The organism is Pseudarthrobacter defluvii (assembly GCF_030816725.1).
Classification (GTDB): Bacteria; Actinomycetota; Actinomycetes; order Actinomycetales; family Micrococcaceae; genus Arthrobacter; species Arthrobacter defluvii_A.
This window is the reverse complement of sequence record NZ_JAUSYG010000001.1, coordinates 2,839,953-2,854,533: the sequence shown is the minus strand read 5'-3', so window position 1 is coordinate 2,854,533 and position 14,581 is coordinate 2,839,953. Positions and strand designations below refer to the sequence as shown.

At 66.7% G+C, this 14,581-nt stretch carries 12 protein-coding genes; 10 read left to right on the top strand and 2 right to left on the bottom strand.

Features of this window, described 5'->3' with window-relative positions; all coding sequences use genetic code 11:
• Positions 1-143: 143 nt before the first annotated feature.
• From gatC to QF031_RS13420, 4 genes are all read left to right on the top strand, one after another.
• Positions 144-440, top strand: a complete 297-nt coding sequence (gene gatC, locus QF031_RS13435; protein ID WP_307428906.1) for an Asp-tRNA(Asn)/Glu-tRNA(Gln) amidotransferase subunit GatC — start codon at positions 144-146, stop codon at positions 438-440.
• Between the two features lie 2 nt (positions 441-442).
• Positions 443-2,014 carry an Asp-tRNA(Asn)/Glu-tRNA(Gln) amidotransferase subunit GatA gene (gene gatA, locus QF031_RS13430; protein WP_307428904.1) on the top strand — a complete coding sequence of 524 codons (1,572 nt, stop codon included), beginning with the start codon at positions 443-445 and terminating at the stop codon, positions 2,012-2,014.
• Positions 2,014-3,522, top strand: coding sequence for an Asp-tRNA(Asn)/Glu-tRNA(Gln) amidotransferase subunit GatB (gene gatB, locus QF031_RS13425; RefSeq protein WP_307428901.1), 1,509 nt, complete (start codon positions 2,014-2,016; stop codon positions 3,520-3,522). The genes gatA and gatB overlap by 1 nt, the downstream gene beginning before the upstream one ends.
• A 225-nt stretch (positions 3,523-3,747) precedes the next feature.
• Positions 3,748-4,407: a hypothetical protein gene (locus tag QF031_RS13420; RefSeq protein WP_307428897.1), complete on the top strand. Its 660-nt coding sequence runs from the start codon at positions 3,748-3,750 to the stop codon at positions 4,405-4,407.
• 36 nt (positions 4,408-4,443) lie between these two features.
• On the opposite strand, the gene QF031_RS13415 is transcribed toward QF031_RS13420, so the two are convergent.
• Positions 4,444-5,355, bottom strand: coding sequence for a LysR family transcriptional regulator (locus tag QF031_RS13415; protein WP_307428894.1), 912 nt, complete (start codon positions 5,353-5,355; stop codon positions 4,444-4,446).
• Between the two features lie 130 nt (positions 5,356-5,485).
• Between QF031_RS13415 and tdh the strand changes: the two genes are divergently transcribed.
• From tdh to QF031_RS13385, 6 genes are all read left to right on the top strand, one after another.
• Positions 5,486-6,532, top strand: coding sequence for an L-threonine 3-dehydrogenase (gene tdh, locus QF031_RS13410; RefSeq protein ID WP_307428891.1), 1,047 nt, complete (start codon positions 5,486-5,488; stop codon positions 6,530-6,532).
• A 21-nt stretch (positions 6,533-6,553) separates the two neighbouring features.
• Complete coding sequence (locus QF031_RS13405; protein WP_307428887.1) at positions 6,554-7,750, top strand: glycine C-acetyltransferase; 1,197 nt, start codon at positions 6,554-6,556, stop codon at positions 7,748-7,750.
• A gap of 98 nt (positions 7,751-7,848) precedes the next feature.
• Complete coding sequence (locus QF031_RS13400) at positions 7,849-8,997, top strand: NAD(P)/FAD-dependent oxidoreductase (protein WP_307428884.1); 1,149 nt, start codon at positions 7,849-7,851, stop codon at positions 8,995-8,997.
• 11 nt (positions 8,998-9,008) lie between these two features.
• A complete protein-coding gene (hutI, locus tag QF031_RS13395; RefSeq protein ID WP_307428881.1) occupies positions 9,009-10,220 on the top strand; it encodes an imidazolonepropionase in 1,212 nt (403 codons plus the stop codon).
• A gap of 99 nt (positions 10,221-10,319) precedes the next feature.
• The gene (locus QF031_RS13390; RefSeq protein WP_307428878.1) at positions 10,320-11,108 is read left to right on the top strand and encodes a DeoR/GlpR family DNA-binding transcription regulator; all 789 of its coding nucleotides are present in this window, start codon (positions 10,320-10,322) and stop codon (positions 11,106-11,108) included.
• A gap of 126 nt (positions 11,109-11,234) precedes the next feature.
• The gene (locus QF031_RS13385) at positions 11,235-12,011 is read left to right on the top strand and encodes a CPBP family intramembrane glutamic endopeptidase (protein WP_307428874.1); all 777 of its coding nucleotides are present in this window, start codon (positions 11,235-11,237) and stop codon (positions 12,009-12,011) included.
• A 569-nt stretch (positions 12,012-12,580) separates the two neighbouring features.
• Here the strand turns inward: QF031_RS13385 and QF031_RS13380 are convergent.
• On the bottom strand, positions 12,581-14,323 hold the full coding sequence (locus tag QF031_RS13380; RefSeq protein ID WP_307428871.1) for an HNH endonuclease signature motif containing protein: 1,743 nt from the start codon (positions 14,321-14,323) through the stop codon (positions 12,581-12,583).
• Positions 14,324-14,581: the final 258 nt, after the last annotated feature.

Here is a 14,581-nt window from a genome sequence, read left to right as displayed (position 1 = left end):
TAGCTGCCCGCGCTCCTGTCCCCGTGACACGACGCGGGCATCGAAGGTGCCCGTCTGACGCCCGCTGGGGGATGTCAGACGGGCATCTGCGTTTCCGCACTAGACTGGATCGGAAAACAATCCGAACTTTGCAGGGGAGATCCATGGCTGCGATCAACCGTGACGACGTCGCGCACCTCGCGCGGCTCGCTCACATCGAGATGAGTGCCGAAGAGCTGGACAGGATGGCCGGCGAGCTCGCCGTCATCGTCGATTCGGTCAAGTCCGTCAGCGAGGCCGCCGGGAACGATGTACCGGCCACCTCGCACCCCATCCCGCTCACCAACGTGTTCCGCGACGACGTCGTGGGCCACACCTTCACGGCGGAACAGGCACTCTCCGGCGCCCCGGACTCCGATGAGAACCGTTTCAAGGTCCCGGCCATCCTGGATGAGGCATAACCATGACTGAACAGAACACCAGCGCCGACACCCTGATCCGCCTGTCCGCCGCGCAGCTGGCCGAGAAACTCCGCGCCGGCGAGGTCACCGCCGTCGAAGCCACCCAGGCCTACCTGGACCGCATCGCCGCCGTGGACGGCAAGGTCAACGCCTTCCTGCACGTCAACGCCGAGGAAGCCCTGGCCGTCGCCGCCCAGGTGGACGCCATCCGCGCCGCCGGCGGTGCCGAAGCCGAGGCCCTGCACGTCCTGGCCGGCGTACCGATCGCCGTCAAGGACCTGATCGTCACCATCGGCCAGCCCACCACGGCCGGCTCAAAGATCCTTGAAGGCTGGCACAGCCCGTACGACGCCACGGTTGTGGAGCGCCTGCGCGCCGCGAAGATGCCCATCCTGGGCAAGACCAACCTGGATGAATTCGCCATGGGCTCCTCCACGGAGCACTCCGCCTATGGGCCCACCCGCAACCCTTGGGACCTGGACCGGATCCCGGGCGGCTCCGGTGGCGGTTCGGCCGCTGCCGTTGCCGCCTTCGAGGCACCCCTGGCCTTGGGCACGGACACCGGCGGCTCCATCCGCCAGCCCGGCGCCGTCACCGGCACGGTCGGCGTGAAGCCCACCTACGGCAGCGTCTCCCGCTACGGAGCCATCGCCATGGCCTCCTCGCTGGACCAGATCGGCCCCGTCACCCGCACCGTCCTGGACTCAGCCCTGCTGCACCAGGTCATCGGCGGCCACGATCCGCGCGACTCCACCTCCCTGCCCGACCCGCTGGCGGACCTCGTTGCCGCCGCGAAGACCGGCAACGTTGAGGGTCTCCGGATCGGCATCATCAAGGAACTGCACGGCGAGGGCTACCAGGCCGGCGTCGAAAACCGTTTCAACGATGCCCTGGAGCTGCTCAAGGAAGCCGGGGCGGAGATCGTTGAGGTTTCCTGCCCCAACTTCCAGTACGCCCTGGGCGCCTACTACCTGATCATGCCGTCCGAGGCCTCCTCCAACCTGGCCAAGTTCGACGGCGTCCGGTACGGCCTGCGCGTCCTCCCCGAAGAGGGCCCCATGACGATCGAACGCGTCATGGGTGCCACCCGCGCCGCAGGCTTCGGCGACGAAGTCAAGCGCCGCATCATCCTGGGCACCTACGCTCTGTCCGCCGGCTACTACGACGCCTACTACGGTTCGGCGCAGAAGGTGCGCACCCTGGTGCAGCGGGACTTCGAGGCCGCCTTCGCGCAGGCGGATGTCCTGATCTCGCCCACCGCCCCCACCACGGCGTTCCCGCTCGGCGAAAAACTGGACGATCCGCTGGCCATGTACCTCAACGACGTCGCCACCATCCCGGCCAACCTCGCCGGTGTCCCCGGCCTGTCGCTGCCCGGCGGCCTGGCCGACGAGGACGGACTGCCCGTCGGCATCCAGCTGCTGGCCCCGGCCCGCGAGGATGCCCGCCTGTACCGGGTGGGTGCGGTCCTGGAGTCGCTGCTCGAAGCGAAGTGGGGCGGACCGCTGCTGGCCCAGGCTCCCGACCTTGCCGCCGCCGCTGCCGGAACCCTCGAAACCCAGGAGGCAAAATAATGAACACTGACCATATCCTGAGCTTCGATGAGGCCATGGAGAAGTACGATCCCGTCCTGGGCTTCGAGGTCCACGTGGAGCTGAACACCAAGACCAAGATGTTCTCCTCGGCCCCGAACGTTTTTGGCGACGAGCCCAACACGAACGTCAACGAGGTGGATCTGGGCATGCCCGGCGTCCTGCCCGTGGTGAACCGGACTGCCATCGAGTCCTCCATCAAGATCGGCCTGGCGCTGAACTGCAAGATCGCCGAGTCCTGCCGTTTCGCCCGGAAGCAGTACTTCTACCCGGACACCCCGAAGAACTTCCAGACGTCCCAGTACGACGAGCCCATCGCGTACGACGGCTACCTGGACGTCGAACTCGAGGACGGCACCGTGTTCCGTGTGGAGATCGAGCGCGCGCACATGGAGGAGGACGCCGGCAAGCTGACCCACATGGGCGGCGCCACCGGCCGGATCCACGGCGCCGACTTCTCGCTGGTGGACTACAACCGCGCCGGCGTCCCGCTGGTGGAGATCGTCACCAAGCCCATCGAGGGTGCCGGGTCCCGCGCACCGGAACTGGCCAAGGCCTACGTGGCAGCCGTCCGGGAGATCGTGAAGAACCTGGGCGTGTCCGACGCGAAGATGGAACGCGGCAACGTCCGCTGCGACGCCAACGTCTCGCTGCGCCCGCACGGCCGCGAACGGTTCGGCATCCGGTCCGAAACCAAGAACGTGAACTCGCTGCGCGCCGTCGAACACGCCGTCCGCTACGAGATCCAGCGGCACGCCGCCGTCCTCGATTCCGGCAACCCGGTGGTCCAGGAAACCCGGCACTGGCACGAGGACACCCGGACCACCACCTCCGGCCGGCCCAAGTCCGACGCCGACGATTACCGCTACTTCCCGGAACCTGATCTGGTTCCCGTGGTGGCCTCCCGCGAATGGGTGGAGGAACTGCGCGCCACCCTGCCCGAACCGCCGGCCGAGCGCCGCAAGCGCCTGAAGGCTGACTGGGGCTACTCGGACCTGGAGTTCCGCGACGTGGTCAACGCCGGAGTCCTGGACGAGATCGAGGAAACCATCGCCGCCGGCGCCTCCGCCTCCGTGGCCCGCAAGTGGTGGATGGGCGAGATCGTGGGCCGCGCCAAGGCCGCCGACGTGGATCCCGGCCAGCTGGGCGTCGAGCCTGCCACTGTTGTCGAACTCAGCCGCATGGTGGAGGCCGGCAAGATCAACAACAAGATGGCCGCCCAGGTGCTGGACGGCGTGCTCGCAGGTGAAGGCACGCCCGAGGAGATCGTGGAGAAGCGCGGCCTGGCGGTCGTGTCCGACGACGGACCCCTTCTGGAAGCCATCGACGCCGCACTCGCCGCCCAGCCCGACGTCGCGGACAAGATCCGCGGCGGAAAGGTCCAGGCCATCGGCGCGATCGTGGGCGGGGTCATGAAGGCCACCCGCGGCCAGGCCGACGCCGGCCGCGTAAAGGAACTGATCCTGGAGAGGCTGGGCGTCACCGTTTAGGCCCATCCCGCGCAACTGGGTCGTAGTTGATGTCGTTTTGAACCCTCATAACGGCATCAACTGCGACCCGGTTTCGCTCTAAGCAGGTGTTGGGTACTCGGGCGGCCCCGCCCGAAAGTACCCGTGGCTGCTGGGTTGCGTGGGACTTACACTGGAGCCCACGGGGGCGCTGGTCCCCAGGAGCGTGCGGGAGGAACAACCACGGTGGTCCGGGAACCAACGAAAATGCGCAGGGCGGTGCTTGCCGGTGCAGTTGCCGTGGCGCTGACCGGGGCCGGGTCCGCCCTCGCGTGGTCCGCCACCAGCACGCCAACGCCCTCGCCTTCACAATCGGCATCACAATCAGCGCCTGGCAACTCAGGCAGCGCGCCGGGGCACAACAAGCCCGGCAAAGCCCAGCGCGCGCAGCCGCTGCATGGGGAGAGCGTGGTCAAGAACGCCGACGGTACTTTCCAGACCGTCCTGGAACAGCGCGGAACCGTGGAGTCGGTCAGCGACTCTGCCATCACCGTCAAGAGCGAGGACGGCTTCACCCAGACCTACAACGTCAATGGCGACACGAAAATCACAAGGATCCCTCCGGCCGTCAGTTCAGGCGTAGCGCCCAGCCCGGGAGCAACGCCCAGCGGAGGAAAGTCCGACGACGGCAAGCGCCTTAAGCCAACCGACGGAACCATCGCGGACATCGCCGCCGGGGACACCGTCCGCATTGCCGGCGTCAAGGACGGGGACAAGGCCACGGCCAAGCGGATCGTGAAGGGCGCCGGTGAAGGGCCCGGCATGGGGCTGGGACGCGGACCGGGACACAGCCAGGGCCTGGGACACGGCAAAGGCCTTGGACAAAAGATGGGCAAGGGCAACCACCAGGATGAGCAGGACTCGTAGCCTCCGGAACGCTGCCCCTTTTCAGGGCTGCTGCATTTAGCCCTGCTGCACCAGGCCTGCCATGATGTCCTCCAGCGCCTCGCACACCATCACCACGGCCCGCCGTTTCAGGTTCTCGGGCCGGGCCAGCAGGTCAATCCTCCGGTGGGTGCTGATGCCTTCCAGGGGGCGCAGCACGATGTCCGGGTTGAGGACGGGACCGGCGGTGTACCTGGGCAGCAACCCCACCACGCCGCCGGCAGCCACCAGCGCCGCCACCGTGGAGTAGTCGTTGATGCGGTGGACGATGTTCGGTTCCCGGCTGGAAACGGCTGCGACGGCGGACAGGACGTCGGCGGGGGAGTAGCCGGGGTGGCTGGTCACCCAGGCCTCGGCGCCGACGTCGTCCGCCGTCACCGTGTCCTTTTCCGCCAGGGGGTGGCCGGCCGGCAGCGCCACGTCCAGGGGTTCGTGCGCCAGCGGGATGACGGCCACCCGGTCGGCCGGCCAGCGCGGACTGTGGTCCATGCGGTGTGCCAGCACCAGGTCATACCGGGCAGTGAGGGCGGGAAAGTCATGCTGGGCAACGTCCTCGTCGGACAATTCGATCCGTGGATGCTCTGGCCGGTCCAGCATCCGGGCCAGCGGCGCGAACAGAGCCTGGCCTGCGCTGTGGAAGCCGCTGACCGTTACCCTGCCGGCGGGGGAACCGTGGTAGCTGCTCAGGGCGCCGCGGGCCTCGGCCATGGCGCGGACGACGGCGGCACCTGCGTCAGCGAGTACCTGGCCGGCCTCGGTGAGCACCAGGTTCCGGCCCTCCTTGCGCGTCAGGGGCACCTCCACGCTCCGTTGCAGGTGCGCCAGTTGCTGCGACACCGCCGACGGCGTGACCATGAGCGTGTCGGCCACCGCTTTCACACTGCCCAGGGCACCCAGTTCCCGCAGGATTTCAAGCTGATGAACCTCCATGAACCCCAGTCTATCCATTAGCAGTTGCTACATCGTCGATTGAGAAGATTGCCGTTGTGCTAAAGCGTCGGCAGCGCTTCAATGGGGAAGACGTACCCCGCAGATTGAATGCCAAGCAGTAAGGACGCCAATGAAGGCCCTCTACAAGTCCGGCCCGCACGCCGGTTTCGAGCTCGTCGACCGGCCCGAGCCCGTCGCCGGCCCCGCAGACGTCAAAATCCGGGTCATGACCACGGGAATCTGCGGCACGGACCTGCATATCCAGTCCTGGGACGCCTGGGCACAGGGAATCATCGAAGCTCCCCTGATTGCCGGCCACGAGTTCTACGGCGAAGTGGTGGAGGTCGGGGAGGACGTCCGCGAGGTCAAGGTGGGGGACCGGGTCTCCGGCGAAGGCCACGTGGTGTGCGGCATCTGCCGGAACTGCCGGGCCGGGCGCCGCCAGATGTGCATCCACACGGTCAGCGTGGGAGTGCAGCGCGACGGCGCCTTCGCCGAGTACGTCGTCATTCCCGAAACCAACGTCTGGGTCCACCACGACCCGTCCGTCACGCCCGAACTCGGCGCCATTTTCGACCCCTTCGGCAATGCCGTGCACACCGCGCTGAGCTTTCCGCTGGTGGGCGAGGACGTGCTCATCACCGGCGCGGGTCCCATCGGACTGATGGCCATCGCCGTCGCCCGTCATGCCGGCGCCCGCAAGGTGGTCATCACGGATGTCTCCCAGCCGCGGCTGGATCTGGCCCGCCAACTCGGCGCCGACCTTGCCATCAACGTCTCCACCACCCGGGTGCGCGATGCCCAACGCGAGCTGGGCATGCGCGAGGGCTTCGACGTCGGAATGGAAATGTCCGGCCATCCCTCCGCCCTGCCTGAGATGATCGACAACATGAACCACGGCGGCCGGATCGCCATGCTGGGACTGCCCAGCCAGGAGATCACCATCGACTGGGGCAAGGTGGTCACCCACATGCTCACGCTCAAGGGCATCTACGGCCGTGAGATGTACGAAACCTGGTACGCCATGAGCGCCATGCTCTCCTCCAACCCGGTGCTCCACGCCGGAATTTCCGCCGTGGTCACGGACACGCTGCCGGCCTCGGACTGGGAAAAGGGCTTTGAGATTGCCCGCAGCGGCGTGGGCGGCAAAGTTGTCCTCGACTGGACCCGACTCTAAGACCCGACGGTAAGGAACCCCATGTACACCTCCATCAAGGACCAGCTCCACGACGAGCTGGAAGAAATCCGCACGGCCGGGCTCTACAAGACCGAACGCAGCATCAGCTCTCCGCAGTCCAGCCACATCACCGCCGGGCAGATCGGCGGCCCGGGCGCCGACGTGCTGAACTTCTGCGCCAACAACTACCTGGGCCTGGCGGACCACCCGGACATCATCAGCACCGCCAAGGCAGCCATGGATGAGCGCGGCTTCGGCATGGCCAGCGTCCGTTTCATCTGCGGCACGCAGGACCTGCACCTGGAACTGGAAGCCCGCGTGGCGAAGTTCCTGGGCACCGAGGACACCATCCTGTTCTCCAGTTGCTTCGACGCCAACGGCGGAGTCTTCGAGTCCCTGCTGGGCCCGGACGATGCGGTCATTTCCGATGCCTTGAACCACGCGTCCATCATCGACGGCATCCGCCTGTGCAAGGCCCGCCGCTACCGCTACGCCAACCAGGACATGGCCGAACTCGAGGCCCGCCTGCAGGAGGCCCAGGACGCCCGCCGGAAGATCATCGTCACGGACGGCGTGTTTTCCATGGACGGCTACCTTGCGCCGCTGGAAGCCATCTGCGACCTCGCCGACAAGTACGGCGCCGTGGTCATGGTGGACGACTCGCATGCTGTGGGCTTCATGGGCGCCACCGGGGCGGGCACCCCGGAACACGCGGGCGTTTCGGACCGCGTGGACATCTACACCGGAACCTTCGGGAAGGCGCTCGGCGGGGCCTCCGGCGGATATGTGTCCGGCCGCAGGGAAATCGTTGCCATGCTGCGGCAGAAGGCGCGGCCCTACCTGTTCTCAAACTCCCTGGCTCCCGCCATCGTTGCCGCAACCCTTAAAGCATTGGACCTGGTGGAAAACTCCGGCGACCTGCGGAGCCGGCTGTTCCAAAACGCCGAACTCTTCCGCCGCCGCATGACCGAGGAGGGCTTCGACCTGCTTCCCGGCGAACACGCCATCGTGCCGGTCATGTTCGGTGACGCTGTCATGGCGGCGAAAGTTGCCGACCGCATGCTGCAGCACGGCGTCTTCGTCACCGCCTTCAGCTTCCCCGTGGTCCCGCGGGGTGCCGCGCGGATCCGGGTGCAGCTGTCAGCCGCACATTCAGCGGACGACGTCGAAGCGTGCGTGCGTGCCTTCGTCGCCAGCCGTGCCGAGGCAGCAGCCTGACAGGAGTTTCGGGGAGGCTGGGGATTCCAGCAGGCAGCGGCAGGCAGGGGCTGCTGGTAATAGGCTTTGTCACGACCAGACTCTGACAGGAGCAACCAATGGCAGCACATTACGATGTCCTGATTGTGGGCGGCGGCATCGCCGGCCTGTCCCTGGCGGCCGCACTCGCCGGCCGTTGCACCGTGGCGCTCGTGGAGGCGGAACAGGAACTGGCCTACCACACGTCCTCCCGCTCCGCCCGCCAGCTGATCCCCAGCTACGGGCCGCCGGTGGTCCGGGAACTCACCGTCCGGACCCTTGAGCTGCTCGCGGCACGCGACGCGGAACTTCCGGAACCGGTCCTGACGCCGCGCAGCTTCATGCTTGTTGGTTCCGAAGCGGACGTCGCCGCGGAAGCCAGCGGGCACATGAAGCCCGTTTCCGTTGACCGTGCCCTGGAACTGTGCCCCGCCCTGAAACCGGGAACCTTTGCCGCGGCCGGCCTGGACACCGGCTCCTTTGGCTGCAACGCGCCCCTGCTCCTGGCTGAGCACCGAAAGCGGGCGCTCGCCGCCGGAGCCGACATCATCACCGGCGCCCGCGTCCATTCGGCGCAACGGCTGGGTACCGGATGGCAAGTGGGTGCCGGTGCGGAAGGCTTTGAAGCGGGCGTCATGGTCAACGCGGCCGGTGCGTGGGCTGACGAGCTGGCGGTGATCAGTGGCGTCGAAAAGCTGGGCCTGCAGCCGTACCGGCGCACTGCGGCAATTGCCGCCGTCGAACGCCCCCTGCCTGCCGCCACTCCCATGGTGGCTGCCGCGGACAACACGTTCTATTTCCGTCCTGACGGCCAGGATGTGTTGATTTCGCCGTCTGAAACCGTGCCGAGCGGGCCCGAGGATGCCCGCCCGCGTCCCGGGGACGTGGAACGCCTGGTGGAGAAGCTGAACGCGTTCACCAGTTTGGGGATTACCGAAGTCCGCCGGGCCTGGACCGGGCTGCGCACGGAAGCTGCAGACGGGGTTCCGGTCGCGGGGTTCGACGCCGAGGCAGTCGGGTTCTATTGGCTCGCCGGCCAGGGCGGCTATGGGTTCCAGACGTCGGCAGCCTTGGCGGAGTTCGCTGCGCAGCAGATCCTTGCGGGGCAGGAAGCCGGGGTTGGTGCTGTCTCCGCCGGGGGGACTGCCTCCACCGGTGGGACCGCCGACGGTCCGGCATCCCGGACAGCGCAGGCCCTGGCTGCCACGCGCTGGTCCATCCGGCGTTGAAGAATGGTGCCATGAGTACCCTGATCACCAACATTGCCGAGCTGATGACCCAGGACCTTGAGCACCGGGTCCTGAAGGACGCAGCGGTGGTGGTCGAGGGGGAACGGATCTCTTGGATCGGCGCCGCGGCCGATGCACCCGCGGCGGACGACGCCGTCGATGCCGGGGGGCGGGCCATGCTGCCGGGGTGGGTGGACTCGCACACCCACCTGCTGTTTGCCGGGGACCGCACTGGCGAATTCGAAGCACGGATGGCGGGGGAGGCCTACGCGGCCGGGGGCATCGCCGTCACGATGGAAGCTACGCGCGCTACCTCCGATTTCGATTTGACCCGGCTGGCCATGGGTAGGGTTGCCGAGGCGGTCTCGCAGGGAACCACCTATCTCGAAACCAAGACAGGCTATGGGCTGGATGTTGAGAATGAGGCCCGAAGTGCCCGGATCGCGTCCACGGTGGCGGACCAGGTGACCTACCTCGGTGCCCACCTGGTTCCGGCGGGGCAGGATCCCGAGGAGTACGCCGACCTGGTTTGTGGACCGATGCTGGAGGCCGTCCGCCCCTATGTCCAATGGGCCGACGTCTTCTGCGAAGAGGGCGCATTCAACGCCGAACAGTCCCGCCGCGTACTGATGGCCTGCCGCGATGCCGGCCTGGGCCTGCGCGTGCACGGCAACCAGTTGGGTGAGGGCCCCGGCGTGCAGCTGGCCGTGGAACTGGGAGCGGCGAGCGTGGACCACGTGAACTATCTCGCAGGCCAGGACGTGAAGGCCCTTGCCGCTTCGTGGTCAGGCTGGGATCCCGCCACTGGAACGGGGGAGCGGGGCACCGTGGCTACCTGCCTTCCGGCCTGCGACCTCTCCACCCGGCAGCCGCTGGCTCCTGCCCGCGAGCTTCTCGACGCCGGGGTGCAGGTAGCACTTGCCTCCAACTGCAATCCCGGCACGTCCTACACCAGTTCCATGGCCTTCTGCGTCACCACGGCTGTCCTGCAGATGCACCTCAGCGTGGACGAGGCAGTCCGGGCCGCTACGTACGGTGGCGCCTTGGCATTGCACAGGGACATCGGCCGGGATGCTGACGGTGAACGCGCAGTCGGGTCCATCGCCGTCGGGCACCGGGCCGACCTGCACTTGCTCAACGCCCCGTCCCCGACGCACCTCGCTTACCGCCCCGGGATGCCGTTGACGTACGCTGTCTGGCGGGCCGGTGCCCGGCAACGGTGACCGAAGGCGCCGCTTTGATTGTTCCTGATCGTTTCCCTAGGGTTATAATCAAGAAACGTCATCAGGAGTGGTGGCTGGTGCATGGAAGGGCCCTTTCTAATGACGCGCACGGACCGGCTGACGGCGATCCTCGATCTGCTGGCCAAGACCGGCCAGGTAGAGGTCGATGAAATTGTCAGCACCCTCAATGTTTCCCCTGCCACGGCCCGGCGCGACCTGGACAGCCTTGCCAAACGGCGGCTGCTGACCCGCACCCGTGGTGGCGCCACCACCGGCGCCCTGGCGTACGACCTGCCCGGCCGCTACAACCGCGACGACCATGCCGAAGCCAAGGAACAGATCGCCCAGTGCGCCTCGGCGCTGATCCGGCCGGGAGCGGTTATCGGCCTGTGCGGGGGGACCACCAGTACTGCGCTGGCGCAGATCCTGGCCACCAGGGAAGACCTGAATGCACCCTCCAACCAGCCCACCCTGACCGTGGTGACGAATGCCATCAACATCGCCGGCCAGCTGGCGGTCCGGCCCAACATCAAGGTGATGGTCACGGGCGGAATCCTCAACCCGCGGTCTTACGAGCTGGTGGGCCCGTACACGGACATCATCATGCAGAAGGTGGTGCTGGACATCGCATTCATCGGAGTCAACGGCATCGATCCCGAGGTGGGGCCAACCAATACCGGGGAGGGGGAGGCATCAGTCAATGCCCTCCTGGCGTCCCGGGCGAGGGTTTCCTACGTCATCGCAGATTCCTCCAAGGTGGGGGTGCGCGCCTTCGCCACCATGGACGGCTATAACTTCACCCGCCTGATCACGGACTCAGGTATCTCCCCCCGCGACAAGGCCGCCTTCGAAGCCAACGGCACGGAAGTGATCGTGGCACCCGCCTGATCCGTGCTCCTTCCCCCGCCTGATCAAAGCCCCGTTCCGCCTGATCCCCAGCTCCTTTACGCCTGCGCTGCCGGACACCCGCTGTTCCATCAGGCCGGATCCAGAAACTGAAGGCAAGATGGGAACATGCTGGTTCCCTCCCGCCGTCGACTGCGGCTCGAAGTCTGGATCGTCCTGGGCCTGTCCCTGGGCCAGTCGGCTGTCTATTCCGTGGTGCAGTTGCTCGACAAGATGACCCGGGCCCCTTTGGCCGAGGGGACGTCCACGCTGAACCGCTCGCAGAGCACCCGGGAGTACTTCGACCTGACGTACCAGCTGCTGGACATCATCTTTGCGCTGGTGCCGGTGCTGCTGGTCCTCTACTTCCTCACTGACCAGCGCCAGGCGGCGCCCGGTGAGGCCGGTGCGCGCTCTCCATTCCAGAAACTGGGGTTCAACTTCGCCCGTCCGGGCAAGGACCTGCTGCAGGGCCTGGGACTGGCTGCGCTGATTGGCATCCCCTCCCTGGGCCTCTACGCCGCCGGCCGTGCGCTGGGAATCACCACCGCCATCATTCCCAGTGCGCTGGATGCCTACTGGTGGACTGTTCCCGTCCTCATCCTGTCTGCCATCCGCCACGCGGTGCTCGAAGAAGTCATTGTGGTGGGCTACCTCCTGAACCGCTTCGGGAAGTTCGGTTGGAGCATGCCGCTGGCCATTGCGGTGAGCTCCCTGCTGCGCGGCAGCTACCACCTGTACCAAGGCTTCGGACCTTTCATCGGCAACGCCGTGATGGGTGTCGTGTTCGCGTGGTTGTACACCCGAACCCGCAGGGTCATGCCGTTGGTCATCGCCCACGCACTGCTGGATATCGTGGCGTTCGTCGGCTTCAGCCTTTTCGGTAAGGCTGTGGGGCTGGGGTAACACCCCGCTATTCGCCGCTGCCTGGAAGCCGGTGCCTCTAAAGCCGGTGCGTTGAAAGTGACGTCCTCCCACTCACCCGCCGGTCTTGACTGGATGATCGCCAGGGAGGATGGTCATGCACCATGAGGTGGGGGTCGAGATCGACAGTGTCCTTGATAGTGGCCGTCTTGGTCTTGGCCGGCTTACTCGTCGTCTGGCGCTTGTGGAGCATCCACCAACAGACCTCGGACTGGGTGCTCTGGCCGAACGAGGTTCCCTCCAAAGTGCAGTTTGCCGGGCGCGAGTACAACTGCGGTCCAACCCCGGAGCCCCCGCATCAGGATGTCACCCGTCTAACCGTGCAAGGCGTAACAGCTGGCGGTGCCCAGATCCTCGCAGAAGCCCCCTCCAATGAAGCCCGGGTATTTATCGTCGTGAAGACCGCAGAAAGAACTGTTGCATGCGGCCTGCTTGGAGGCCCATGACTCTGGCTCCGCTCAGCCCCCGGCCCTCGCGGTACCGGAAAACGCGGCCCTCGGCTTGTGGCCCGATCTCCTGTGCAGCCCTTTCCCAGCGCGTGGTCCGGCCCGTCACATCTGCGGTAGCAGTAGCTGCCGCCAGTCCGTTTGCGGGTCGGGTGGCAAAACGAACGGCCGCGCGTAGAAGTCTTCCCACAGTGGATCTGACGCGCATGGTCCCGTCGGGTCGATCAAGTACTGGCTGGGGGGTTCTTCGGGTGGTGGGTCGGGCCAGGTGGGCATGTCTGCGAGCAGTTGCTGCCACTGCACGTCCTCATCCTCGGATTCCGTGGCCTTCAGTCGGGCCGCGGTACCGGAGGAGCCGACTGAGTTTGGTGGCACGCCGGCGTCAGGGACGGTAGTACCCGGTGAAGCCGCCGCCTCATTGGCGCCCGCACCAGCTTCCACTGGCAGGATGCCGGGTGGCCAGTGGGTTGGTTCCGGGTCGGGTTGTTCGGGTCTGTAGTGCCGGCCGGTTGGTGAGGTCCAGCCGGGCGGTTCATTTTCCGTCGCCGGGTCTGGTGTCCATTGGCTGTGGTGTTTGAGTCTGTGGTGCTTGGGACAGAGTTGCGCCAGGTTGCTGATCCCTGTGGTTCCTCCGTGTTCCCAGGCGGTGAGGTGGTCGGTTTCGTTGTCGGGGGTGCGGTTGGTGCAGCCGGGGAAGGTGCATTTGGCGTCGCGCAGCCTGATCCAGCGCTTGATGGCCTCGGTGAGCCGGTAGTTCTTCCGCCCGATCTCCAGTGGCGCCCCGTCCCGGGGATCCACAAGCACCCGGTAGAACGACTCCGCCCCGTCCGCGACGAGTTTCCTGGCCAGTGACGCCGGGATCGGTCCGAAACCATCCAGGATCGCGGGCTCGTCGGTGACGCCGAAGAGGGCGAACACGGGAACCATCACCAGGACATCAGCCCGCGGGGTGGGGACCTGTCCGACCTCCGTGGGTTTCCCGGTCTGTGTGGTGTGCCCGGCGCCGAGGAGCAGGGAGGCGGCGATGTCGGGGCGGAGTTGGGTGAGGGTGCGGGGTTCGTGGGGGCCCTGGAGTCCGCGGGCGGTGGCGGTGGCGCGGTTCCAGATGGCGCACGCGGTGTCTCCGGGGAGGTAGAGCGAGACCCAGGCCATGCCGTCCCGGTCGGGGGTGTATTCCATGCGCCGGTCCGCCACACCCTTTACATAGCGCTTCTGCATCGATTCGGGGTGGTGGCGTTCGCGCCAGGCACGGACCTTGGCCCGGAACCGGGAGGGGATGAGTTCGCCGGGGGCCGCACCCCGGGCCGGGCTGGGGGCGTCCGGGTCGAAGAAGTGCGCCACCAACCCGGCCGCCCCCGCAGGGTCAAGTCCTTCAGTCTCGTCCGCAACAACGCGGGCGTGCTGCCACGACATCGCCCCGGCGGACAGGGCCTCGAACACCCGCGGCAGCTCGCAGATCCGCCGGGACTGGTCCACGAAAGCCCCGGCCGCGGCGGAGCTGATGGTCAGAACCCCGGCGATCTCCTCAACAGTGGACATCTCGGCGTACGTGCGGTCCTGCACCGAGGCGTCCGGCGGGGTCATGGCCTGCTGGAACCCGACGGCTTCGGTGACGTCCCGTGCCTTCACCGCCGCGAGCTGTGCTTCTAATCGGGAGATAACCTCCAGCCGTTCCAGCCGGATCTCGTACCGCCGCTCCATCACATCAACACCGGAACCAACACCGACACCGGCCGCCAGGAAGGAGTCCTCACGGTCCAGCGAATCAAGGACAGCAAGGGCATCAAGGGCAGCAACGCAGGCAGAAACACCCTCCGAAGCCACCCCAACACCGCTGCCGATTTCCATAAGAGAATCATCCAGCGAGCCACTGACATTCTTATGTGCCAGCTGAACCAGCCGCCAGGACGCCTGGGTCAGTCTCCGCGTGGGTGAGGCAGCGCGCCCAGCCAAGATGCCGCCGTCGTAAGCATTTTCGCTGCTGAGGTTCCCTTTCGCAGCCCAGGTGTCAGACGCGCAAAGGAGCATGTGTGGCGCAGAAGGATGAGCGGCCCTCGCTGACTCAAAAGCAGGCGCCACTTAAAAGAATTCGGCCGCCATGAGGTG